Below are 23,448 nucleotides of genomic sequence, written 5' to 3'. Positions count from 1 at the left end.
CGGCCAGCCGGCGCCGCGCCTGGATCAGGCCGGCGTCCGCGTCCGCCCGGCCGCCCGCATCCGCAAGCCCCTCCCGGTAGAGGATGCCGAGCCGGCGGGCCTGCCGCTGGTCCGCCTCGATCACAGCCGAGAGGCGTGTCGTCGCCGCGCGCGCGGCGCGCCAGTTCGCGAGCGCCCCGGCCGCTTCCTGATAGGCGGTGAGGACGGCCTGACGATAGGCCGCCAGCGCCTCCTCCAGCAGCGCGCGCCGGGCATCGACCGCGGCTTCCCGCCGGCCATGGTCGAACAGGGAAATCTGGAGGGACGGCCCGCCGGCGAGGCCCAGCGGCGAACCGGGAGACGGCAGGCCGACGCCGATCGTGCCGCCGAGCCGCAGCTTCGGATAGAGATCCGCCTTCGCGATCCCCACATCGGCGGCGGCCTTCAGCACCCGTTGCTCGGCCGCCCGCACATCCGGCCGCGCCCGCAGGAGATCGGCCGGCCGCCCGGCCTCCGGACCGTCCGGCGGAAGCGGCTGTCGCCCCGAGGCACCGAGCGTATCGTCGGGCATCGCGGTGCCGAGCAGCGTCGCAATCTGATGGCGCAACGCCCGCGCGCGGGCATCGAGCCGGGCGAGCTCGACCTGCGTCTCCGCGACGGCGGCACCGTCGGCATCCGCACCCGGCGGCGCAAGGCCGATCCGCTCCCGGCTGCGCGCGAGGCCCGCGCGCCGCTCCTGCGTCGCGAGGAGAGCAGCCAACAGCTCCCGCTGCCGCGTCGTGGAGCACAGGGAGATGTAGGCCGCCGCGACCTCCGCGGTCACCGCGATGCGGACCGCTTCCAGCTCGTCGCCGGCAATGGCGGCCGAGGCAGCCGCAGCCTGCTGGCTGCTCTCCGACAGGCCGAACAGGCCCACGTCCCAGCTCGCATCGAACCCGGCGACCACCGGCTGCCGCAGGGGATCCTCGAACGGCTCCTCCGACGTGCCGGCCAGCGCCTGCCCGCTGCTGCCCACGCTCGGAAGGAACAAGGCGGATGCGGCGCCCGCCAGACTTCGCCCGGCCGCCAGGCGCGCCTTCGCCTGCGCGATGGAGAGATTCTGGCGAGCCGCCTGGGCGATGAGCCGGTCCAGCGCCGGATCGCGGAAGCGGCGCCACCAGCCGTCGATATCCCGCCGTGGTCCCGGCGCGGCGTCCTGCGCATAACGCCCGGGTAGCACCGGCGCCTCGGCGACGACGGGCTCCAACATCGAGCAGCCCGCCACCAGCCAGACGCCCGCGAGTGCCAGGGCCGCGGACGGACGGCCGACCCGCGCACGACCATCGCAAGACATGGGAGAAGGTTGCAGCGGCATCGTCCGTCATGTGGCGCTGGTCGGCATCCTCGCCATCGGCGCGAGGCCGGCCAGCCAGGATGCCCGGAAGCGAGGATGCTGGCGGGTGTTGCAGTCCAGTGGCCCTCGCGAGCATCACGGCATCTTGCGCGGCGCGATTACGCGAGCATTACGCCCCGTGCACCGCGAGGGGAGCCGCAGTGGCGGCGGCCATGCGCGCGCCGACGGTTTCGGTCGCGGTCACGCGCCCGCGCGCCATGTGCACGATGCGGTCGGCCGCATCGAAATATCGGTCATCATGCGACACCGCGATCACGGTCTTGCCGGCCTGCCGCAGCTCCGGCAGGAGCTTGCGGTAGAACATGGCCCGGAAGTCCGGATCCTGGTCCGCCGCCCATTCGTCGAACATCAGGATCGGTCGATCCTCCAGCACGGCGTGGATGAAGGCCAGCCGCTTGCGCTGCCCGGTGGAGAGATCGGTGGTGGCGAGGCGCCCCTCTTCGACCGCCACCACGCCCGCGAGATCGAGCCGCTGCAGCCAGGCATTGACCCGCAGTGCGCCGCCCGGCCCGGCCAGAATCTCGTCGAACAGGTGGTAGTCGGCGAACACGCCGGAAAACAGCTGCCGGTAGCCTTCGAGCCCGGCGGCGAGCACGGGCCGCCCGTCCAGCAGCACGTGGCCAGTGCAGGGCCGGTACAGCCCGAGCAGGATCTTGATGAGGGTCGTCTTGCCGCTGCCGTTGCCGCCGACGATGAATGTAATCTCGCCCTGCCGAATGGTCAGGTGCGGAACATCCAGCGCGAAGCCGCCCGCGCCTCCCTCGCCGGCGAAGCTGTGGCGCACGCCCTGAAGGGCGAGGCTGTCGCAGAAGGGCGGCGCAGGGTGCCTGCCCGCGACGTTCGAACCCTCTTCGGCGAGGCCGGCCGTCAGGGCGCTGATGCGGCGCAGGGCGATCTGCGCCTGGCTGAACACCGGCAGCGCGCTGGCCAGTTCCTCGATCGGCCCCTTGGCGAACAGCATCACGATGATGAAGCCGGTGATGACCTCGTTGTCGATGCCGAGATGGGGCCGCAGCACCAGGACGATGCAGACGAACACGAAGATCAGCGCGATGCTGATGGTATCGACGGCCCAGAACAGGGCGTAAGCCCGGCCGTTGACGGCGGCGATGCGGTTGGTGAGGGCGCAGATACCCTGCCGCTCCACGCGCAGCCGGCGCGGGCGATTGAGGCGCAGTTCCTTGGCGCCTTCGATGATGGCGCGATACTGCTTCTGCAACTGGTCGTCGAGACCGCGCGCCTCGTCGAACCGGACAAGCCAGGCCCGCATGGCCACTGAGTTGAGCACCCCGCCCAGCACCACCAGCACCAAGCCGAAGCACAGCATCGGCACCGACAGCACGAACAGATAGGCGAGGCAGCCCAGAACCATCGCCAGGGCGGTGGTGTAGCCCGCGAAATGGTTGCCGAACTCGGCGATCTTCTCCACGTCGCCGTTGAGCACCGCCATGAGCCGCGGGCTCTTCATCCGCTCGATCTCGGCGAGCGGCGCATCGAGGATGCGGTGGCACACCTCCTGCCGCAGCCGCGCGACGATGCGCTGCCCCAGCAGGCTGTTGCCGATGCCGGCGATGAGCTGGCCGGCGAGGCTGAGGAGGCACAGCGCGGCAAGGCCCATCAGCATCCCCGTGGACGCGGCGGAGGCGAGCGCGCCGTTGATGAGCGAGAGCGCCCAGGCCATGGCCAATCCGCCCGCGCCGCCCGCGAGGCTCGCCAGCAGGATGAGCCGCCAGAAGGGGCGCAGAAGGCGCAGCACCTCGCGCAAAAGATGCGGGGCCGGTTCGGCGGGAGAGGAGGTCATCGCAGGGTCGCAATCAGGTCTGGAACGGGAGATTTCGGCGCGCGGCGGGGCGGGGCCGGATCAGTGGCCCCAGTCGCCATCGTCACCGGGCTCCTCGTCGAAATCCTCGTCCCAGCCGTCCCGATGGAAATCCGGATGGTAGATCCCGATGGGCGGGGGCTGCGGCACGGGACGGGTCCAGCCGGGATAGGGGCCATAGACATAGACCTGAGGCGGCGGCGCGGCGAAGACCGATCCGGCCCATGCACCGGCAGCAGCGCCCGCGATGGCGCCGGCAATGATGTCGTCACTGTCCGCGGCCGCGGGACTGACGCTCAGGGCGCTCGCGACGGCAGCACCGAGAAGAAGCGTGGCGATGGTGCGCATGATGAATCCCGGAGAAATGGAAGACATGTGCCATTCTCGCCCCCAGGATTACCGACGCATTACACGGCGGGCCGGCGGAACATCATTGCGGAAAGCTCAAGGTCACCGTCGTGCCACCGCCCGGCGTTTCCTCCATGGAGAGGCCGGCGCCGTGCAGCGCCGCGACCTGCGCAACGATGGCGAGGCCGAGGCCCGTGCCGGCGGAATCCTGCTTGCCGCGCGCGAACGGCTCCATGACCGTGCGCCCGCCATAGGCTGTGCCGATGCCGGGGCCGAAATCGATCACCGAGACCCGCCGGGACGCGGCCACCTCGACCACCACCCGGCCTCCGCTGCCGCCGTGCTGGATCGCGTTGCGTACGAGATTGGACAGGCCGATGCCGATGGCCTGCGCCGAGCCGGAGACCATCACCGGCCCCTCGCCGCGCAGCTCGATGTCCACGCCGCTCGCCAGCGCCGTCGGCACCTCGCGGGCCGTCGCCTCGCGGACCACCGAGACGAGATCGATGGGCTGCATCTCCGTGGGCTGGGAGGTGAGCCGCGCGAGCTGCAGCAGCATGGTCACCGTCGCCGACAGCGATTGCAGCTCCCCCACCAGCTCCGCCTTGATCTCGCGATCCTCGACGCGCTCAAGGCGCGTGCGCAGGCGGGTCAGTGGCGTGCGCAGCTCGTGGGCGGCATTCGACAGGAAGCGCCGCTGCTCCGCCGTCGCGGCGTCGATCCGGTCGAGGGCGCGATTGAAGGCGAGGGCGAGCGGCTTCAGCTCCGAGGGCTGCCGATCGACCGGCAGCCGCGCGCCCTCCCGGGCGCCGATCTCCTCGGCGGCGGCCGCCGCCCGGCGCACCGGCCGCACGATCAGCGCCGGCACCACCAGAATGGTCGTGAGGATGATGATGGCCATCACCGCCGCCAGGAGCGTCGAGGGTATGTCAGGCTCCCGCAGGAGCGACAGGACGACTTCCGTGCTGGTGTAGACCGCCCCGCCGAGGGCGATGAGCATGGCCGGGTCGTCCTCGGCGCGCGTCGTGCCAAGGAGCTGCATCTCGGGCCCGCTGGCGTCATAAGCGGACCGCGCCTCCGACGCATCCGGCAGGCCAAGCCCCCCGCGCACGCGCGGGGGCACCGCGCCATAGGAAAGGCTGCCGTGAGGCGTGCTGACCACATACCAGAGCTGCGGAAACTGCCGCTGAAACGCGATCAACCGCCCCGTCGGCGTCAGCAGGGGGCGGCCCGCCTCGTCGAGCCGGATCGAGCGCTTGATCTCGGTGGCGACATCGGACTGCGCGACGTCGCCGTCGTCCCCGTAGAAGGCGATGAAGCCGACGAAGAGGCAGCACAGCAGCGCCGAGATCAGGCCTCCGAGCAGCATCGCGGCCGACGAGGCGATGGATCTCTTCAGCAACATCCTCATTCAGCCATCAGATAACCGATTCCGCGCAGGGCCTTGATTTCCGCACGGCAGCCGGCTTCCCGCAAGCGCTTGCGCAAGCGCGACAGGTGGGCGTCGATGGCATTGGACTGGATCTCGTCGTCGAAGCCGTAGACCGCGTTGTCGAGGGATTCGCGCAGCACCACCTGCCCCGCCCGGCGCATCAGCGCTTCCAGCAAGGCGAGCTCCCGGCGCGGCAGGATCAGCGGCTGGTCGTCCACGTAGGCGGTGCGCGCGAAGGTGTCGAAGCGCAGGTTCGACACGCTGGTGACGCCCTTCTGGTCGAGCTGGTTGCGCCTCAGCACCGCCCGCGCCCGCGCGATCAGCTCCACCGGCTCGAAGGGCTTGGCGAGATAGTCGTCGGCGCCGGCATCCAGCGCCCGCGCGATCTCGTTGGGATCGTCCAACGCGGTAAGCACCAGGATGCTCGGGCGCGGGCTGAGCATCCGCATTTTGGCGATCAGCGTCACCGCGTCGCCGTCCGGCAGCCGGCGGTCCATCACCACCAGATCGAAGGGGCGCACCTTCAGGGCGGTCTCGGCCTCGTCGAGCGTCGCCACGCGATCGGCCCCGCCGAGCGCGGCCTCCAGCGCATCCCGAAGCCAGGGGCCGAGATCGGCATCATCCTCTATGACGAGTATGCGCACGGATGAATGCCCTCTTCGTGTGGTGCCGCTTCCTTGTCGCCCGCTTCTTGGCTGCCATCGTTACATGAAGATTACACCCGCGCCGAGGCGGGGCCGCGCCGGTCCGCCGGGGCGGTGTAATGTCCACGCAATGAAGCCCCGATTCATGGACGGGGCGCGGCCCGCCCCGCGTACGCGATGGCTTCGGGTGTGCGGGGGATCAACTGTGTCTGCTGAGCGGATACGGTGCCATCCGAAGCCATCACGCCCTCTTGCGCCGTCGGCAGGGTGCCGGATCCCGCAGCGGGCCGGAGGCCGGCGACCACGCTGCATCCCCCAAACCCTGTGCCCGGAGCAGGCCTTCAGCCGGATCATGACTTGGATCACGATATTATGACGCTCGAGCCTGTGGCCCCCGCCGACCTGCCGCGCTACCGGCAGGATTTGCGGGAGGCCTTCGCCGTCGCCGCCGTGGCGGAATTCGGCGCGCTGGCGGAGACCGCCATCCCGCCGGACGAGATCATCAGGGAGTCCTGCGAAGCCGCGGGCGCGGAGGTTCTTCACATCGTGCGGAACGGACACAGGGTCGGCGGCGCGGTCGTTGTCATCGACAGGCTGACCGGGCAGAACGCCCTCGACCTGTTCTTCGTGGCCGTGGGCCATGAAGGCCAAGGCATCGGCAGGCGCGCCTGGTCGGCGATCGAAGCCCGCTATCCGCAAACGCGGGTGTGGACGACCCACACCCCCTATTTCGAGAGGCGGAACATCCACTTCTACGTCAACACATGCGGCTTCAGGATCGTCGCCTATTATCACGCCGGCCACCCCGATCCCCACCGCGACGACCAGCCCGCCCTCCCGGGCGGCGGCGGCATGTTCAGGTTCGAGAAGGTCATGGCGGGTCGGGACTAGACCGGCCCACCGGGCTCGGGACGCCACCACACAGAACAGGAAAAGAGTCATGCCTCAATCGCCGCACGCCGGAGAGGGCGTCGTCTACCCGCGCTCCATGCGCATCCTGCATTGGGTGCGGGCGGTGCTGATCCTCGCGCTGATCGCAGCCGGCTGGCACATGACACGCCTCGCCGAAGACGATCCGACTGCCGGCTTCTTCTACGTGAACCACAAGCAGTTCGGCATCCTGGTTTGGCTCGTCGCGCTGGTGCAGCTGACCTTGCGCTGGCGCTACAGCGCCGTGATTCCCGGCCTGCCTCCGGCGCTGCGGGGCTGGGAGAAGATGATGTCGCACGCCATCCACCGCCTGATGATCGCGCTCACCGTGCTCATCCCGCTGCTGGGCTATGCCATGTCCAGCAGCTTCACCCAGAGCGACGGCGTGCCCTTTTTCTTCCTGCCGCACCTGCCGGAGCTCCTGCCGAAGAACGACGCGGCCTTCGCGGTGTTTCAGGCGCTCCACAAATACGCCGCCTATCTGCTCCTCGCCTGCGTCGTCCTGCACGTGGCGGGCACGCTGAAGCACCGTTTCGAGGACAGGAACGGCCCCACCGACGTTCTGCCGCGCATGTGGCGCAGCCGCGCCTGACGCCCTAACCCGGCCCAGCCGGGCCGGCCAAAGGCTCAGCCGCCGCGCCCGACCCGCCCGGCCAGCCGCTCCGCCAGCTTCGTCACGACGACGAAGAACACCGGCACGAAGAGGACGGCGAGGACGGTGGCACTGATCATGCCGCCGAAGACGCCCGTGCCGATGGACTGCTGGGTCTCGCTGCCCGCCCCGGAGGCGACCATCAGCGGCACGATGCCGAGCGTGAAGGCGAGGCTCGTCATCACGATGGGCCGTAGCCGCAGCTGCGCCGCTTCTACCGCCGCCTGCGCCGGATCGAGCCCCCGCGCGCGGGCGGCCCGGGCGAACTCGACGATCAGGATGGCGTTCTTGGCCGAAAGCCCGATGACGGTGACCAGCCCCACTGTGAAGAGCACGTCGTTCGGCATATCCCGCAGCATCACGGCGGCCACCGCGCCGATCAGGCCGAGCGGCACCACCAGCATGACGGCGAGCGGCACCGACCAGCTTTCGTAGAGCGCGGCGAGCACCAGAAACACCACCAGCATGGAGAGGGTGAGCAGCAGCGGCGCCTGCGCGCCAGCCTCCTGCTCCTGCAGCGACTGGCCGGTCCACGTGACGGCGAAGCCCGGCGGCAGCTGGCGCGCCAGCCTCTCCATTTCCCGCATGGCCTCTCCGCTGGAGCGGCCCGGCGCGGCGGCTCCGGTGATCCGCGCCGCCGGATAGCCGTTGTACCGCACGAGCTGGAGCGGGCCACTCTCCCACGCCGGCGCAGCGAGTTCCGACAGCTGCACGGAACGACCGGCGGCGTTGCGCACCTCGAGCCCCAGAATATCGTCGAGCGTCATCCGCGCCGCCGCGTCGGCCTGCACGATCACCTGCTGCACGCGTCCGAGATTGGTGAAATCGTTGACATAGGATGAGCCCATCGCCGCGCTGAGCGTGTCCGCGATGTCGGCGAAGGAGACGCCGAGGACCTGCGCCTTCAGCCGGTCGATGTGAAGCCGGATGCGGTTTCCGGGCGGCAGGCCCTCCTCATAGACGTCGGTGAGCACGGGGCTCGCGGCGGCCGCCGCCAGCAGCCGGTCCTTCGCCGCCGCGAGCGCGACCGGGCCACGGCCGGCGCGATCCTCCAGCCGCAGCGCGAAGCCGGAGGTCGTGCCGAGCCCGTCGATGGCCGGCGGCAGCATGCTGACGACACTGCCCTCGCGGACCGAGCGGGCGGCCGCGTTGGCCCGCGCCACTTCGTCGGCGGCGCTCGCACCCTGGCGCGCGTTCCAGTCCGTCAGAATGGTGTAGATCATGGCCGCGTTCGGGCCGGAGCCCGAGAAGCCGAACCCCATGATGCTCTCGGTGTGCCGGACGGCCGGCCGGGTGGCGTTGTGCCGTTCCATGGTCTCGACCGCCTCGCGCGTGCGGTTGGCGGTCGCGTCCGGCGGCAGCTGGATGGAGGTCAGGAAATAGCCCTGGTCCTCCTCCGGCAGGAAGGCCGAGGGCAACCGCGCGAAGGCGAGGCCGAGCAGCATCACGACCACCGCGAAACCCGCCATCATCCGCCAGGGCCGTCCCACCAGCCGGGCGACGCCGCGCGCGTAGCCGCGCGTCAGCCCCGCGAAGCACCGGTCGAACCAGCCGAAGACGCCCCGCTTCTCCCCATGCTCCCGCACCGGCCGGAGCATGGTCGCGCAGAGCGCCGGCGTGAGCGTGAGGGCAAGGAAGGCCGACAGCAGGATCGACACCGCCATCGTGAGCACGAACTGCCGATAGATGACGCCGACCGAGCCGCCCGCCAGCGCCATCGGCACGAACACCGCCGAGAGCACGAGCGTGATGCCGACCACCGCCCCGCTCATCTCGCCCATCGCCCGCAGCGTCGCCTCGCGCGGGGCGAGCCCCTCCTGCGCCATCAGCCGCTCGACGGTCTCGACTACCACGATGGCATCGTCGACGATGATGCCGATGGCCAGCACCATGCCGAACATGGTCAGCACGTTGATGGAATAGCCCGCCGCCAGCATCACCGCGAAGGTGCCGAGCAGCGCGATGGGCGCCACGATCGCCGGGATCAGGGTGCAGCGGACGTTCTGCAGGAACACGAACATCACCAGGAAGACCAGCGCCATGGCCTCCAGCAGGGTGACCAGCACCTTCTCGATGGAGACGCGCACGAAAGGCGCGGTGTCGAAGGGGATCGAGAATCCCATTCCCTCCGGCATCGCCTTGGCCAGCTCCGTCATCCGCGCGGCGATGGCCGATGAGGTCGTCACCGCGTTGGCGCCGGGCGCGAGCTGGACCGCGAGCGTCGCCACCGGCTTGCCGTTGGAGCGGGTCGCGAAGGCGTAGGATTGCGCGCCGAACTCCACCTGCGCGACCGCGCCGAGGGTGAGGGTCGATCCGTCCGGATGGGCGCGCAGCACGATGGCGCGGAACTCCTCGGGCGTCCTCAGCCGTCCATCGACCTCCAGCGGCACGGTGACCCGCTGGCCGGCGGTGGTCGGCTCGGCCCCGAGGGCGCCCGGCGCGATCTGCACGTTCTGCTGCGCGATTGCGGAGGTGACATCGCCGAAGGTGATTCCGTGGGCCGACAGCTTGACCGGATCGATCCAGATCCGCATCGCGCGCTCCGTCGCAAAGAGCTGGACACGCCCGACACCCGGCACGCGCTTGAGCTCGTCGGCGACGTTGCGCACGGCATAGTCGCCGAGGGACACCTCGTCATACGCCCCGCCGGGAGCGATGATATCCACCAGCAGCAGGAAGCCGGAGGCCGCCGCCTCGACCGTCAGGCCAAGCTGCCGGACCGCCTGCGGCAGGCGCGGCTCCACGGTCTTCAGGCGGTTCTGCACGTCGACCTGCGCCAGATCGGGGTTGGTGCCGGGCTTGAACGTCACGGTGATCGTGGCAGTGCCGGACGTGTCCGTCGCGCTCTCGAAATACAGGAGATTGCGCACGCTCGACAGTTCACGCTCGATCAGGCTGATGACCCCGTCACTCATCGTCTGCGGCGAGGCGCCGGGGTAGGTCGCATAGATGCTGATGCTGGGCGGCGCGATGGCGGGATAGCGCTCGGTAGGAAGCTGTGGGATGGCGATGGCCCCGGCGAGCGCGATGACGATCGCGATGACCCAGGCGAAGACCGGCCGGTCGATGAAGAAGGCGGGCATCAGCGCTGCGGCTCCGCATCCGCCACGCGCTCGCGCTGCCACGGCAAGGCGGTCACCTGGGCGCCCGGCTGGACATGGTCCTGCCCCTCCACGATCACCCGCTCGCCGGCGCGCAGCCCGCGCTCGACGACGATGCGCCCGTCGATCTGCGCGCCGGTCACGATCTCGCGCCGCGCCACCCGGCCGGGGTCCTCGACGATGCTGACGTGTTCCATGCCGTTGCCGTCGCGCTGCACCGCCTGCAGCGGCACCAGCAGGGCCTCGGGCCGCTTCTCCCGCAGCAGCCGCGCCCGCACGAACATGCCCGGGAGTAGCAGGCGCCCGGGATTGTCGGTCTCGACGCGCAGGATCACCTCGCCCGTGCCGGGGTCCACGCTGACCCCCGAGAACAGCAGCCGTCCGACCACAGGAAAGGCCTCGCCGTCCGCCGAGAGGATGTCCACCGCGCCCGCATCCGCCCCGTCGGCCCGCGCCAGCCGCCGCAGGGCTTCCAGGTGCCGCGCCGGCTGGCGCAGATCGACATAGACCCGGTCGATCTGCTGCACGATGGCGAGGGGCGAAGCGCCGCCGGGGGTCGCCAGCGCGCCCTCGCTCACAAGCGCGTGGTCGATGCGCCCGGCGATGGGCGCGCGGAGGGTGGCGAAGCCGAGATCGAGCGTCCGCCGCTCCAGCGCCGCCCGGCTGTGGGCGACATCGGCGGCGGCCTGAGCGCGCGCGGCGATGGCATCCTCATGCGCCTGCTGGGTGGCGGTGTTGGTCTTGAGAAGCGCCTCGACGCGCCTCACCTGCGCCTCGGCCCGGTCGAGCACCGCCTCGGCCCGGCGCAGGACCGCAGCTGCCATGTCGACTTCCGCGGCGAACGCGGCCGGGTCGATCTGGAACAGTGGCTGGCCCGCCCCGACCTCGCTCCCCTCCCGGAACAGCCGGTGCTGGATGATGCCGCCCACCTGCGGCCGGATTTCCGCGACGCGATAGGCCGCGACCCGGCCGGGCAGCACGTCGTGAATCGTAACGGCCTCGGGCCTCAGCTGCACGACCGAGACATTGACGGGTTCGGGAGGTGCCGCAGGCTGGCTCTCCCCGCAGGCCGCCAAGGCGAGCGCCCCTGCAAGAATCATGGGGTAGCACCGGGACCACACAAGGCCTCGGCGAGGAAGATCGGTTTTCATGGGCTGGGCTATTACGCAGCGTCATTGCCTAAAGATTACGATGAACAAAGAATTGTGGAATTCGCCTGCGGCAGGGTGTCATGCCGCGGGCGTGGGAGATGGGGAACGTGGCACACGCGACGCGGCCATTGTGCTGCGTCACGACAATCACCGCCGCGGCGGGAGGCAACCCCGCTCAATCCCAGGCGAGCGCACCGCCATTTTGGTACTCGATGACGCGGGTCTCGAAGAAGTTCTTCTCCTTCTTCAGGTCCATGGCCTCCGACATCCACGGGAAGGGGTTCTCCGCCTCTGCGAACACCGGGGCGAGGCCGAGCTGCGCGCAGCGCCGGTTGGCGATGAAGTGCATGTACTGCTCACAGAGCGCGGCATTCAGGCCGAGCAAGCCGCGGGGCATGGTGTCCCGGCCGTACGCCGCCTCGAGGTCTGCCGCATCCTTCAGCATCCCGCGCACCTCGTCCTGGAATGCCCGGGTCCACAAGTGCGGGTTCTCGATCTTGATCTGGTTGATCACGTCGATGCCGAAGTTCAGATGGATGCTCTCGTCGCGCAGGATGTACTGATACTGCTCGGCAATACCGACCATCTTGTTGCGGCGGCCGAGGGAGAGGATCTGCGCGAACCCCGTGTAGAACCACATGCCCTCGAACACCACGTAGAAGGCGACGAGGTCGCGCAGGAACTTCTGGTCCGCTTCCGGTGTGCCGGTGCGGAATTCCGGATCGTCGAGGCTCCGGGTGTGCCTGAGGGCCCACGCCGCCTTGTCGGTGATGGAGGGCACCTCCCGATACATGTTGAACAGCTCGCCCTCATCGAGGGCGAGGCTTTCGACGATGTACTGGAAGGTATGGGTGTGGATCGCCTCTTCGAACGCCTGTCGCAGCAGATACTGCCGGCATTCGGGATTGGTGAGGTGGCGGTAGATGGCGAGCACGATGTTGTTCGCCACCAGGCTCTCGGAGGCGGCGAAGAAGCCGAGATTGCGCTTCAGCATGCGCCGCTCGTCCTCGGTAAGGCCGTCGCGTGACTTCCACAGCGCGATATCCGCCTGCATGGACACCTCGGTGGGCATCCAGTGATTGTTGCAGCCGGACAGGTATTTTTCCCAAGCCCAATGGTACTTCATTGGCAAAAGCTGGTTCACGTCGGCGCGCGCATTGATCATGCGCTTCTCGTCCACGGTGACGCGGGCGCCGTTGCGGTCGATCTCCCCGAGGCCGGTGGCTTCGGAGGGACCGGCCGGAATGCCGGGCATGATGGCGGGCTGTGGCTTGGTGTCAGACCAGTCGAGCATGGTTTCTTGTCCTTGTCCGCCGGTCACTGGCAGGCTTCGCAGGTGGGGGCGTTGATGGCGCAGGCGTTGCCCCACGCTTCGCGATCGACAGCTTCGCCGGAAATGGCTGCGGGGAAAGCCGCGACCGCGGGCGAAACCGTGGCGGCGACGGCGTTGAGCTTGCCGTCGGTGCCCTTGAGCGTGGACTTCTCCACATGGGTGGCCGAGCGCGCCCTGAGATAATAGGTCGTCTTCAGCCCCCGCTTCCAGGCCAGGCGATAGAGCTCATCGAGCTTCTTGCCGGAAGGGCTGGCAATATAGAGGTTGAGGGACTGGGCCTGATCGATCCATTTCTGCCGGCGCTCGGCCGCCTCCACGAGCCAGGCCGGGTCGATCTCGAAGGCCGTGGCGTAGAGGTCCTTCAGGTCGTCCGGAATCCGGGCGATTTCGCCCAGGCTCCCATCGAAATATTTGAGATCTGAAACCATCACCTCGTCCCAGAGTCCGCGGGCCTTCAGGTCATGAACGAGAGCGGCATTCACCACGGTGAAGTCGCCTGACATGTTCGATTTGACATAGAGGTTCTGATACGCCGGCTCGATCGACTGGCTGACGCCGCAGATGTTGGAGATGGTGGCCGTGGGCGCGATGGCCATGCAGTTGGAATTGCGCATGCCGGTGGCAACCACCCGCTGGCGCAGGCTGTCCCAGTCGAGTGTCCGGGACCGGTCGAAATCCGCACCGCCGCGCGCCTCGGCGAGCCGTTCGAGGGAGTCGATGGGCAGGATGCCCTGCGACCAGAGCGAGCCCGCAAAGCTCGGATAGCGCCCGCGCTCGGCAGCGAGATCCACCGAGGCGGAGATGGCATGGAAGGAGATTGCCTCCATGCTCTCATCCGCGAAACGCACCGCCGCGTCCGAGCCGTAGGGAAGGCGAAGCGCCTGAAGCGCATCCTGGAAGCCCATGATGCCGAGGCCGACGGGACGATGCCGGAGGTTGGAGCGGCGCGCCTCGGGGATGGTGTAGAAATTGATGTCGATGACGTTGTCCAGCATCCGCATGGCGATGCGCACCGTGCGCGCCAGCTTCTCCATGTCCAGGCGGCCATCGGCGATATGGGAGAACAGGTTGACTGAGCCGAGGTTGCACACCGCCACCTCGTCGTCCGAGGTGTTCAGCGTGATTTCCGTGCAGAGATTGGAAGAATGCACCACGCCCGCATGCTGCTGCGGCGAGCGGATATTGCACGGGTCCTTGAAGGTGATCCAGGGATGGCCGGTCTCGAACAGCATGGTCAGCATGCGCCGCCACAGATCGAGCGCCCGCACCTGCTTGAAGACCTTCATTTCCCCCCGCGCGGCCCGCGCTTCATAGGCGAGATAGGCGGCCTTGAATGCGGGGCCGTAAAGGTCGTGGAGATCGGGCGTCTCATCGGGGGAGAACAGGGTCCATGCGCCGTCCTCTTCCACCCGCTCCATGAACATGTCCGGCACCCAGTTGGCGGTGTTCATGTCATGGGTGCGGCGGCGCTCGTCGCCGGTGTTCTTGCGCAGATCGAGGAAGTCCTCGATGTCCACATGCCAGGTTTCCAGATAGGCGCAGACCGCGCCCTTGCGCTTGCCGCCCTGGTTCACCGCGATGGCGGTGTCGTTCGCCACCTTCAGGAACGGCACCACGCCCTGGCTCTCGCCATTGGTCCCCTTGATGTGGGCGCCGAGGCCGCGCACCCGGGTCCAGTCATTGCCGAGGCCGCCGGAATATTTGGCGAGCAGCGCATTGTCCTTCACCGCCTTGAAGATGCCGTCGAGGTCATCCGCCACCGTGGTGAGGAAGCAGGAGGAGAGCTGGGCGCGCAGCGTCCCGGCATTGAACAATGTCGGTGTCGAGGCCATGAAGTCGAAGGAGGAGAGGAGATCGTAGAATTCGATCGCCCGCGCCTCCCGGTCGATCTCGCGCAACGCGAGGCCCATGGCGACACGCATGAAAAAGGCCTGCGGCAGCTCGAAGCGCGTGCCGCGCACATGCAGGAAATAGCGGTCGTAGAGCGTCTGGAAGCCCAGATAGTCGAAGGCGAGGTCCCGCTCCGGCTTGAGGGCGGCAGCCAGCCGGGAAAGGTCGAAGCGACCGAGCTCGGGATCGAGCAGGTCATTGGCAATGCCGGTCTTCACATAGGCGCTGAAATAATCGCCGTAGCGCTCCGCCATCTCGGCCTGCGTCGCCTGTTCCGGCCGGCCGGCGACGAAGCTGAGGGCCTCGCGGCGCAGCTTGTCCAGCAGGAGGCGCGCGCTGACCTTGGAATAGTTCGGCTCGGTCTCCACCAGCGTGCGCGCCGCCAGGATGGGCGCCTGCGCCAGTTCGTCCAGCGAGATGCCGTCATAGAGGTTGCGTCGCGCCTCGTTCAGCACCGCCGCGGCCGAGACGCCGTCGAGCCCGGCGCAGGCCTCGTCGATGACGGTGGAAAGGCGGGCGGCATCCAGCGGCACCAATGCGCCGTCGGCGGTCCTCACATGCAGCACGGCGGCGGCATCACCGCCCGGATGCGCCACGGCGAGGGCCTTCGCGCGTTCCCGTGCCCGCGCCTCGCGATAGAGCACATAGGCGCGGGCGACCTTGTGATGCTCCCCGCGCATGAGGGCCAGTTCCACCTGGTCCTGCACATCTTCGATATGAAAGGTGCGTCCGACGTCGGGGCGCCGGGTGAGGTTCGCCACGATCTGGTCGGTGAGCCCGGCCACAATGTCGTGGATGCGGCGGGACGCGGCAGCCGACTGTCCCTCCACGGCCAGGAACGCCTTGGTCAGGGCCACCCCGATCTTGGCGGCATCGAACGGCGTGACCGCCCCATTGCGGCGGATGAGCTGATAGCCGGGCGCGCTGGCGACCGCTTCAACGTCAGGGGCCGGCATGGAAAATCTGTGGCTGCCATTGGCATGGCGTTCGGCTGTCGCTGGCATCATCATCCCCGATGAATGTGGGGACGGAGAGCAGGCGGACGCATGCCGAAACAGGGGGAGGCGCACGCCACCCGCAGCAAGCGCCTCACCGGGACACCCCGCCCGTGGACGTACTGGTGTCGCGGCAGGTCTCCTGGCTCGCGGGTCATCATTCTTGTCCGTCTTCCCAAGGCCATGGGGCCTCAGTGACATGGGTGAACAAGAACTCGCCGCTTACAGTTGCGGGGGCAGCGCCGGCTTTGGACCGGCTTCCCTCTTAGCTCTCGATCTTGCGAGTCGAGAGACCGTGACCACCAGATTTAGTGGCTATTGCGGCGGCAATGTCAATACTTTGCGCCTGCGGAGTCCCCTCCCGCACGGACGGACCTGACGGCGGAGGTGCGACCTACGGGGATTTTCCCGCAGCCTGTTTGACCCCTCGCAATGCCCACCGGCGGCCGTCGTGCCGAAGATTGGCACGCTCTCCCACGCGATCTACTCTCGCGTGCGGCCGCAGATTTCCCGGGCGCCGTATCATGTCGCGCATGGGCTCCAGGCTGATGCGCATCGGGTGCCCGATCGGCTCATGAAATACAAGGTCACCGGCATCCGTGATGCCTCGCCTCAACGGACCTTGTCCACGGGTTGGTCCCGCGAACAAAGACGTCACCGGGCCACCAGACCCCGGAGAAATTGGCGCGCGGCAGACCGCCGCCGCGCGCCCGAACCCGACGGCCCTGTCAGCCTGCGATGTTTGCGCTCCATCGATGACCGATGGGGAACAGGAGCGGTCACACGCAAGGAACCCGATTCTTCAACCGGATAGGGCCCAACCATCGGTGTGATCGGGTGCTGGAGGTCAGAATATCCCTCGCCCTGTCACCCCTCGGAGTAGGGCGTGAAGACACTCCTATTCTCATCCACCGTCAGAAGGCGGCCGATCAGCGGGAAGGCACGCTGCGGGCATGACGGCCGCTCGCACACCTTGCATCCTGCACCGATGGGAATGGCCGCGCTGGGATCATCCAGAGCGAGGCCTTTGGAGTAAACCAGCCGTCCGGCGTGGCGGATGTCGCATCCGAGGCCGATGGCGAAGGTCTTCCCCGGATCACCATAGCCGCCGGCGGAGTGATGCACCGTACGAGCGATCCACAGATAGGTGCGCCCGTCGGGCATCTGCGCCAGCTGGGTGAGAATCCTTCCGGGTTGGGCGAATGCCTCGTAGACGTTCCACAACGGGCAGGTGCCACCCACCCGGGAGAAATGGAAATCGGTCGCCGACTGCCGCTTCGAAATATTTCCCGCCCGATCCACCCGAATGAAGAAGAAGGGCACGCCCGTCGCTCCCGGGCGCTGCAGCGAACTAAGACGATGGCAGATCGTCTCGAAGCCGACGCCGAAGCGTGCGCCGAGACGCTCGATGTCATAACGCTCCTGCTCCGCCGCGGCGACGAAGACGCGGTACGGCATCAGCAATGCACCGGCGAAGTAATTGGCAAGGCCGATCCGTGTGAGCGCTCGGGTTTCCTTCACGCCCGCCGATGCCTCTTCGGCAAGGCGTTCAATCAGCGCGCCCTGCTCCAGGAAAGCAAGCTGGGTGGCGATCTGGAACGCCCGCTGACCATCGTCGAGCCGGCGGGATAGGCGCAGGACCCGTTCACCGGGCAGAAAGCGGCGCTGTGCCGCCTTGTCTTCGGCGCGCTCGATCCGCACGCCATGACGCATGTCCATATACCGCGCGAGGCCCTCGGCCATGTCGCCGGGGATGAGCTGTCTCGCCTGCGCCAGTCGTTCGGCCGCGTCGTCCAGCTCGGCGAAATAATTGTGACGGGCGTAGAAGAAATCACGCACCTGCTCATAAGGCATAAGAGCCGCCGGCATCGCCATGCCCCCTGAGCCGAGCCCCAGCTCACCGGCCATGGCATCCGCCCGCTCCACCGCATGCCGCAGGCGTCGATTGAGCGCGACCACCGCGCGGCCCAGAGCCGGCATGGCGGAGGCCACTTCCTTCAGTTCGGCAAGGCTCACATGCTCGCTCGTGAGCGGATCCGTGAAGACTTCGCGCAGGTCTGCCACGAGGCGCCCCTCCTCTCCCTCGGAGAAGAGCTGGACGTCCACGCCGAAGATCTCGTTGATCTTCAGCAGCACCGGCACCGTGAGCGGACGCTGGTTCTTCTCCAGCTGGTTGAGGTAGCTCGCAGAGAGCCCGAGGGCCTGGGCGAGCGCCAGCTGGGTCAGTCCCCGCTCTTCCCGCAGCCGCTTGAGCCGCACGCCGACAAAGGTCTTCCTCATCAGCTTCGCCCCAATTCGCAAACTTCGCAAACCTGACCGTAAGGCCTCGCAAATCCACGCATTTTCAGTCATTCCGCACTGATCTGGCGGCAAATATTGTGAGGAAACGATCCGGTCGCAAGAAAATTCGCGACCGACGGACGGATGCCGAAACGCGAAGAGGGAGACACCCATGGGGACGTCGAGAAGCTATGCCGAACTCGCCACCGAGCTGAATGCACGGTTTCCCGACGGAACGGCACCGGGCGGCGTGAGCGTCGATGACATCATCCAGCTCCGCCTGCAGAACACGTTCGACACCCATCTCGACATCGCCCGCGCCATGGCCAAGGTGATGCGGGCGGATATGGCGGCCTATGATGCCGACCCATCGCGCTTCACCCAGTCGCTGGGCTGCTGGTCGGGCTTCCATGCGCAGCAGATGGTCAAGTCGGTCAAGCGGCTCAATGGCACCGCGCGTGGCGCCTATGTCTACCTCTCGGGCTGGATGGTGGCGGGCCTGCGCAACCGCTTCGGCCATCTGCCCGACCAGTCCATGCACGAAAAGACCGCCGTGGCGGATCTGATCGAGGAGATCTACGTCTCCCTGCGCCAGGCCGACGAGGTGGCGATCAACGACCTCTTCAAGGCGCTGAAGGCCGCGCGTGCGAAAGGCGATCGGGCTGCCGAACGGGAGGCGATCGCCGCCATCGACGGCTTCGAGACCCATGTGGTGCCGATCATCGCGGACATCGACGCCGGCTTCGGCAACGAGCACGCCACCTACCTGCTGGCCAAGGAACTCATCAAGGCTGGCGCCTGCTGCATCCAGATCGAGAACCAGGTCTCCGACGCCAAGCAGTGCGGCCACCAGGACGGAAAGGTGACGGTGCCGCGTGAAGATTTCATCGAGAAGCTGCGCGCCGTGCGGCTCGCCTTCGAGGAACTCGGAGTCGATGACGGTGTCATCGTCGCCCGCACCGACAGCCTGGGCGCCGGCCTCACCCAGAAGATCCCTGTGAGCCAGAGACCCGGCGACCTCGCAAGCGAATACACCAAGTGGCTGAAGGTGGAGCCTGTCACGCTGGAGAAGCCGCTGCACGAGGGCGAACTGGGCCTCGTGCTCAACGGCGAGCTGGTGCGTCCCGTGCGCCTCGCCAACGGACTATTCGCCTTCAAGGACGGCTCGGGACGCGCCCGCGTCATAGAGGACTGCATTGCCGCCCTCACCGAAGGCGGCGTCGACCTCCTCTGGATCGAGACTGACACCCCGAACGTGGACGAGATTGCCGGCATGGTGGCGGAGATCCGCCAAGTCGTCCCGAACGCCAAGCTGACCTACAACAATTCGCCGTCCTTCAACTGGACGCTGAATATCCGCCGCCAGGTCCGCACCGAGTGGATCGCGGAAGGCCGTATTGCCGCCGACGCCTATCCCGACGGAACGCTCCTGATGTCCGCCAAGCTCGATGACGACGAGCTTGGACGGGAGGCCGATGCCCGGCTCGCCCGCTTCCAGGCGGATATCGCGGCACGGGCCGGCGTGTTCCACAATCTCATTACCCTGCCGACCTTCCACCTCACCGCCCTTGCAACCGACGAACTCAGCCACGGCTATTTCGGTCCGGACCGCATGAAGGCGTATGTGAACCGCGTCCAGCGCGAGGAAATCCGGCGCGGCATCTCGGCGGTGAAGCACCAGCACGAGGTCGGGTCCGATCTCGGGGACACCTTCAAGGAAATGGTCGCCGGCGAGCGGGCCCTGAAGGCCGGGGGACACGCCAACACCATGAACCAGTTCGCGGCAGCCGAATAAGCGCCTGCAACGTCCTGTCTCCACGCCTCCCACCTCAGGTGCGGAAGAGTGGGGAAAGGGGTGAGCCGCCGGCGTGACCTCCGAGCCATTTCAATCGCTCCGGCGGCTCGATCCCCGCCCCGTCGTTCCCTAGCGACCCGTGTTGTCCCGGCAGGAGACAACCGCCCGTCCTCCACAGGAGCCGTCCCAATGAATGCCGAATTCAAGCCCGTCGCTCCGCCTGACCTGTCGGACAGGGACCGAGCCATCAACCGCGTCGCGGATGCCGTCCACCGGGTGAACGACGCGATCCAGCGGGCTGTCTCCGCCGGCGTCTCGGTGGAGCTGGTGCGGGTCTCTCGTCACCATGACGGCGCCGGCAGCTGGGGCGATCAGATGATCCCGCTGGTGCGCGAAGTCACACGGCCCGAAGCCGCTCCGCGCGAAGGCGCCTGAGATGGCCGCCCCCGCCATTGCCGCGCCCCCGCCCGAGGAGTTCGCGGGGGCAGCCCCCGGCCCCGCCGAAACCTCCTTCATCGAGATGGTCTTCCCCGACCAGGCCAACCACTACGGCACCCTGTTCGGAGGCAATGCGCTGTCACTCATGGGGAAGGCGGCCTTTGTTGCCGCCACCCGCCGCGCCCGCACGCCCGTGGTGATGGCGAGCGCGGAGAAGACCGAGTTCCACGTTCCGGTCCGCGTCGGTGAGATCATCGAGCTGTCCGCCCGCGTCACGCGTGTCGGTCGCACCTCCATGACCGTCGAGGTGGACATGACCGCCGAAGCCCTCCTGTCCGGCGCCCGCCGCCTCGCCGTGCGGGGCGCCTTCGAGATGGTCGCGGTCAATGCCGACGGCCGGCCCGTGCCCGTGCCATCCCCTTCAGCTTCGTCCGAGGATCACGCATCGTGAAGTCGCACACCGTACGCACCTACAAGTCCGCCGAACCGCTCTCCCGCGCCGACCAGCTCGCGTGGAAGATCGCCGAAGTCGCCACCGATCCCGTGCCGGTGGGAGATGACGTCGCGGAGATGATCGGCAACCGCATCATCGACAATGCAGCCGTGGCGGCGGCCTCTCTCACGCGCCGCCCGGTGGCGAGCGCCCGGGCGCAGGCGCTGGCCCATCCCTTCCAGCCCGGCGCAACCGTGTTCGGCCTCTCCGCGCATCGGCGTGTGTCGCCGGAATGGGCGGCCTGGGCCAATGGGGTCGCCGTCCGCGAGCTTGATTTTCACGATACGTTTCTCGCCGCCGACTATTCCCATCCCGGCGACAACATCCCGCCCATTCTGGCGGTGGCGCAGCATTGCGGGCTCGATGGCGCGGCGCTGGTGCGCGGCATCGCCACCGGCTACGAGATCCAGGTCGACCTTGTGAAAGGCATCTGCCTGCACGAGCACAAGATCGACCACATCGCCCATCTCGGCCCCTCCGCCGCCGCCGGCATCGGCGCCGCGCTGGGCCTGCCGACGGAGACCGTCTACCAGGCGGTGCAGCAGGCTCTCCACGTCACCACCACCACCCGCCAGTCGCGCAAGGGCGAGATTTCCAGCTGGAAAGCCTATGCGCCTGCCTTCGCCGGCAAGATGGCTGTGGAGGCGGTGGACCGGGTGATGCGCGGCGAAGGCGCCCCCTCCCCGGCCTGGGAGGGAGAGGACGGCTTCATCGCCTACCTGCTCGGCGGCCCGAAAGCAGAATATGTGGTGCCGCTGCCGGAGAAGGGCGAGCCCAAGCGCGCCATCCTCGACACCTACACCAAGGAGCACTCGGCGGAATATCAGAGCCAGGCCCTGATCGACCTCGCCCGCCGGATGGGGCCGAAAATCGGCGACCTCTCTCAGGTGGCCTCCATCGTCATCCACACCTCCCATCACACCCATTATGTGATCGGCACCGGCGCGGGCGACCCGCAGAAGATGGATCCGAAGGCCAGCCGGGAAACCCTCGACCATTCCATCATGTACATCTTCGCCGTGGCGCTGGAGGACGGCGCCTGGCACCACGCGCGTTCCTATGCGCCGGAACGGGCTTCGCGCCCGTCCACGGTGGACCTCTGGCACACGATCACCACCGTCGAGGACCCGGAATGGACGCGCCGCTACCACAGCCGCGATCCGAAGGAGAAGGCCTTCGGCGGCCGTGTGGTGGTGACGCTCAAGGATGGCCGCGTGATCGCGGACGAACTGGCGATTGCCGATGCACACCCCCTCGGCGCGCGCCCGTTCGGCCGGCGTGAGTACATCGCCAAGTTCCGCGCGCTCGCGGAGGGCGTGGTCTCCCCGTCTGAGCAGGATCGCTTCCTCGGCACGGTGGAGCGCCTGACCCGGCTCAAGGCGGATGACCTCAGCGGCCTCACCTTCCAGGTGGACCCGGCGCTGCTGGGCGCGGTGCGCGCCGCCGGCATCTTCGACTGGCGCGTCAGGTCGGCGCCCGAGCTCACAGTGATTTCCGGCTGAGGAGGCCCCCATGTCCGAGCAACAGACAAACGCGGGGAAGCCCGCACCCAAGAAGTCCGTGGCGCTCTCCGGCGTGGTGGCCGGCAACACCGCCCTATGCACGGTCGGCCGCACGGGCAACGACCTGCACTATCGCGGCTACGACATCCTCGACGTGGCGGAGACCTGCACCTTCGAGGAGATCGCCCATCTTCTCGTCCATGGCGCCCTGCCCACCGCCGCCGAGCTTTCCGCCTATCAGGCCAAGCTCAAGCGTCTGCGCGGCCTGCCCGAGGCCGTGCGCCGGACGCTGGAGCAATTGCCAGCCGCAGCCCACCCCATGGACGTGATGCGCTCCGGCGTCTCGGCGCTCGGCTGCGTGTTGCCGGAGGCGGCGGACCACAACCCGGCAGGCGCGCGGGACATCGCCGACCGGCTGTTGGCCTCCCTCGGCTCCATGCTGCTCTACTGGTTCCACTTCTCGCAGAATGGGCGGCGCATCGAGGTGGAAACCGACGACGACACCATCGGCGGCCATTTCCTCCACCTGCTGCACGGCCGGGCGCCGAGCGCGAGCCATGTGCGGGCCATGCACACCTCGCTGATCCTCTATGCCGAGCACGAGTTCAACGCCTCCACCTTCACCGCCCGCTCCATCGCCGGGACCGGAGCCGACGTCTACTCGGCCATCACCGGCGCCATCGGCGCCCTGCGCGGGCCGAAGCACGGCGGCGCCAATGAGGTCGCTTTCGAAATCCAGAAGCGCTACGCAGACCCGGATGAGGCGGAAGCGGACATCCGCCGCCGGATCGCCGCCAAGGAAGTGGTGATCGGCTTCGGCCACCCGGTCTACACCGTGGCCGACCCGCGCAACGTGGTCATCCGGGAGGTGGCGCGGCGGCTGTCCATCGAGGCGGGCGCGCTCCGCATGTTCGACATCGCCAGCCGCATCGAGCAGGTGATGGGCGAGACCAAGAAGATGTTCGCCAATCTCGATTGGTTCAGCGCGGTCTCCTATCACATGATGGGAATACCAACGGCGCTGTTCACGCCGCTCTTCGTCATCGCCCGCACGTCGGGTTGGAGCGCGCACATTCTAGAGCAGCGCGCCGACAACAAGATCATCCGCCCATCGGCCAATTATGTGGGGCCGGAGCACCAGGTGTTCGTGCCGCTGGAAGCGCGCGGTCGCGCCGCCGTCCGCGCGGCCTGAAGGAGAGACACATGCCCTATCTCGTCGCATCCGATCGCCCCGCCGCGCCTGCCGGCGCCCGCTTCCGGGCCCTCGTGGAGG

The 23,448-nt window shown here is 68.1% G+C and carries 17 protein-coding genes and 1 riboswitch; of the genes, 7 read left to right on the top strand and 10 right to left on the bottom strand.

The annotated features are described in order from the left end of the window. The 5 genes from ACE3QW_RS10625 to ACE3QW_RS10605 form a co-directional block, all read right to left on the bottom strand. The coding region (locus ACE3QW_RS10625) for a TolC family protein (protein ID WP_374251475.1) at nucleotides 1-1,228 on the bottom strand (1,228 nt) is incomplete at its 3' end. 253 nt (nucleotides 1,229-1,481) lie between these two features. After that, nucleotides 1,482-3,173: a cyclic peptide export ABC transporter gene (locus ACE3QW_RS10620; RefSeq protein WP_374251474.1), complete on the bottom strand. Its 1,692-nt coding sequence runs from the start codon at nucleotides 3,171-3,173 to the stop codon at nucleotides 1,482-1,484. A gap of 60 nt (nucleotides 3,174-3,233) precedes the next feature. Then, the gene (locus ACE3QW_RS10615; protein ID WP_374251473.1) at nucleotides 3,234-3,566 is read right to left on the bottom strand and encodes a hypothetical protein; all 333 of its coding nucleotides are present in this window, start codon (nucleotides 3,564-3,566) and stop codon (nucleotides 3,234-3,236) included. Nucleotides 3,567-3,621: 55 nt separating this feature from the next. Continuing rightward, complete coding sequence (locus tag ACE3QW_RS10610) at nucleotides 3,622-4,950, bottom strand: sensor histidine kinase (protein ID WP_374251472.1); 1,329 nt, start codon at nucleotides 4,948-4,950, stop codon at nucleotides 3,622-3,624. Next, nucleotides 4,947-5,615 carry a response regulator transcription factor gene (locus ACE3QW_RS10605; RefSeq protein ID WP_374251471.1) on the bottom strand — a complete coding sequence of 223 codons (669 nt, stop codon included), beginning with the start codon at nucleotides 5,613-5,615 and terminating at the stop codon, nucleotides 4,947-4,949. The genes ACE3QW_RS10610 and ACE3QW_RS10605 overlap by 4 nt, the downstream gene beginning before the upstream one ends. A gap of 357 nt (nucleotides 5,616-5,972) precedes the next feature. On the opposite strand from ACE3QW_RS10605, the gene ACE3QW_RS10600 reads away from it, so the two are divergent. Together ACE3QW_RS10600 and ACE3QW_RS10595 are read left to right on the top strand one after the other, a co-directional pair. Then, nucleotides 5,973-6,506 (top strand): GNAT family N-acetyltransferase, encoded by a 534-nt coding sequence (locus tag ACE3QW_RS10600; RefSeq protein WP_374251470.1) that lies wholly within the window; start codon nucleotides 5,973-5,975, stop codon nucleotides 6,504-6,506. A 49-nt stretch (nucleotides 6,507-6,555) separates the two neighbouring features. Beyond that, entirely contained in the window at nucleotides 6,556-7,137 is a 582-nt protein-coding gene (locus tag ACE3QW_RS10595) for a cytochrome b (RefSeq protein WP_374251469.1), read from the top strand. 35 nt (nucleotides 7,138-7,172) lie between these two features. On the opposite strand, the gene ACE3QW_RS10590 is transcribed toward ACE3QW_RS10595, so the two are convergent. From ACE3QW_RS10590 to ACE3QW_RS10570, 5 genes are all read right to left on the bottom strand, one after another. Continuing rightward, on the bottom strand, nucleotides 7,173-10,280 hold the full coding sequence (locus ACE3QW_RS10590; RefSeq protein WP_374251468.1) for a multidrug efflux RND transporter permease subunit: 3,108 nt from the start codon (nucleotides 10,278-10,280) through the stop codon (nucleotides 7,173-7,175). Next, nucleotides 10,280-11,398, bottom strand: coding sequence for an efflux RND transporter periplasmic adaptor subunit (locus tag ACE3QW_RS10585; protein WP_374251467.1), 1,119 nt, complete (start codon nucleotides 11,396-11,398; stop codon nucleotides 10,280-10,282). Before ACE3QW_RS10585 ends, ACE3QW_RS10590 begins: the two co-directional genes overlap by 1 nt. A gap of 226 nt (nucleotides 11,399-11,624) precedes the next feature. Then, the gene (locus ACE3QW_RS10580) at nucleotides 11,625-12,743 is read right to left on the bottom strand and encodes a ribonucleotide-diphosphate reductase subunit beta (RefSeq protein WP_374251466.1); all 1,119 of its coding nucleotides are present in this window, start codon (nucleotides 12,741-12,743) and stop codon (nucleotides 11,625-11,627) included. 23 nt (nucleotides 12,744-12,766) lie between these two features. Further along, on the bottom strand, nucleotides 12,767-15,628 hold the full coding sequence (locus ACE3QW_RS10575; RefSeq protein WP_374251465.1) for a ribonucleoside-diphosphate reductase subunit alpha: 2,862 nt from the start codon (nucleotides 15,626-15,628) through the stop codon (nucleotides 12,767-12,769). 153 nt (nucleotides 15,629-15,781) lie between these two features. Then, a riboswitch (cobalamin riboswitch) is annotated at nucleotides 15,782-15,980 on the bottom strand. Between the two features lie 554 nt (nucleotides 15,981-16,534). Next, on the bottom strand, nucleotides 16,535-17,947 hold the full coding sequence (locus ACE3QW_RS10570) for a short-chain fatty acyl-CoA regulator family protein (RefSeq protein WP_374251476.1): 1,413 nt from the start codon (nucleotides 17,945-17,947) through the stop codon (nucleotides 16,535-16,537). Nucleotides 17,948-18,119: 172 nt separating this feature from the next. Here ACE3QW_RS10570 and ACE3QW_RS10565 point away from each other — a divergent pair, with 172 nt between their 5' ends. The 5 genes from ACE3QW_RS10565 (at nucleotide 18,120) to prpC (ending at nucleotide 23,367) form a co-directional block, all read left to right on the top strand. After that, entirely contained in the window at nucleotides 18,120-19,742 is a 1,623-nt protein-coding gene (locus tag ACE3QW_RS10565) for an isocitrate lyase (RefSeq protein WP_374251464.1), read from the top strand. 189 nt (nucleotides 19,743-19,931) lie between these two features. Continuing rightward, nucleotides 19,932-20,177 carry a hypothetical protein gene (locus tag ACE3QW_RS10560; protein ID WP_374251463.1) on the top strand — a complete coding sequence of 82 codons (246 nt, stop codon included), beginning with the start codon at nucleotides 19,932-19,934 and terminating at the stop codon, nucleotides 20,175-20,177. 1 nt (nucleotide 20,178) lies between these two features. Beyond that, nucleotides 20,179-20,631 (top strand): acyl-CoA thioesterase, encoded by a 453-nt coding sequence (locus tag ACE3QW_RS10555; protein WP_374251462.1) that lies wholly within the window; start codon nucleotides 20,179-20,181, stop codon nucleotides 20,629-20,631. Continuing rightward, nucleotides 20,628-22,175 carry an MmgE/PrpD family protein gene (locus ACE3QW_RS10550; protein ID WP_374251461.1) on the top strand — a complete coding sequence of 516 codons (1,548 nt, stop codon included), beginning with the start codon at nucleotides 20,628-20,630 and terminating at the stop codon, nucleotides 22,173-22,175. The genes ACE3QW_RS10555 and ACE3QW_RS10550 overlap by 4 nt, the downstream gene beginning before the upstream one ends. Before the next feature lie 10 nt (nucleotides 22,176-22,185). Continuing rightward, nucleotides 22,186-23,367, top strand: a complete 1,182-nt coding sequence (prpC, locus tag ACE3QW_RS10545) for a 2-methylcitrate synthase (RefSeq protein WP_374251460.1) — start codon at nucleotides 22,186-22,188, stop codon at nucleotides 23,365-23,367. The last annotated feature ends 81 nt before the right edge of the window (nucleotides 23,368-23,448 follow it).

This window comes from Xanthobacter sp., assembly GCF_041911315.1.
Lineage (GTDB): Bacteria > Pseudomonadota > Alphaproteobacteria > Rhizobiales > Xanthobacteraceae > Xanthobacter > Xanthobacter aminoxidans.
This window is presented reverse-complemented; position numbering and strand designations above follow the sequence as displayed.

What these genes read in the sequence shown, in the direction of transcription:
- ACE3QW_RS10620 (WP_374251474.1), bottom strand. Translation starts at nt 3,173, where the DNA reads ATGACCTCCTCTCCCGCCGAACCGGCCCCGCATCTTTTGCGCGAGGTG.
- ACE3QW_RS10615 (WP_374251473.1), bottom strand. Translation starts at nt 3,566, where the DNA reads ATGTCTTCCATTTCTCCGGGATTCATCATGCGCACCATCGCCACGCTT.
- ACE3QW_RS10610 (WP_374251472.1), bottom strand. Translation starts at nt 4,950, where the DNA reads ATGAGGATGTTGCTGAAGAGATCCATCGCCTCGTCGGCCGCGATGCTG.
- ACE3QW_RS10595 (WP_374251469.1), top strand. Translation starts at nt 6,556, where the DNA reads ATGCCTCAATCGCCGCACGCCGGAGAGGGCGTCGTCTACCCGCGCTCC.
- ACE3QW_RS10590 (WP_374251468.1), bottom strand. Translation starts at nt 10,280, where the DNA reads ATGCCCGCCTTCTTCATCGACCGGCCGGTCTTCGCCTGGGTCATCGCG.
- ACE3QW_RS10585 (WP_374251467.1), bottom strand. Translation starts at nt 11,398, where the DNA reads ATGATTCTTGCAGGGGCGCTCGCCTTGGCGGCCTGCGGGGAGAGCCAG.
- ACE3QW_RS10580 (WP_374251466.1), bottom strand. Translation starts at nt 12,743, where the DNA reads ATGCTCGACTGGTCTGACACCAAGCCACAGCCCGCCATCATGCCCGGC.
- ACE3QW_RS10575 (WP_374251465.1), bottom strand. Translation starts at nt 15,628, where the DNA reads ATGCCGGCCCCTGACGTTGAAGCGGTCGCCAGCGCGCCCGGCTATCAG.
- ACE3QW_RS10570 (WP_374251476.1), bottom strand. Translation starts at nt 17,947, where the DNA reads ATGAGGAAGACCTTTGTCGGCGTGCGGCTCAAGCGGCTGCGGGAAGAG.
- ACE3QW_RS10565 (WP_374251464.1), top strand. Translation starts at nt 18,120, where the DNA reads ATGGGGACGTCGAGAAGCTATGCCGAACTCGCCACCGAGCTGAATGCA.
- ACE3QW_RS10560 (WP_374251463.1), top strand. Translation starts at nt 19,932, where the DNA reads ATGAATGCCGAATTCAAGCCCGTCGCTCCGCCTGACCTGTCGGACAGG.
- ACE3QW_RS10555 (WP_374251462.1), top strand. Translation starts at nt 20,179, where the DNA reads ATGGCCGCCCCCGCCATTGCCGCGCCCCCGCCCGAGGAGTTCGCGGGG.
- prpC (WP_374251460.1), top strand. Translation starts at nt 22,186, where the DNA reads ATGTCCGAGCAACAGACAAACGCGGGGAAGCCCGCACCCAAGAAGTCC.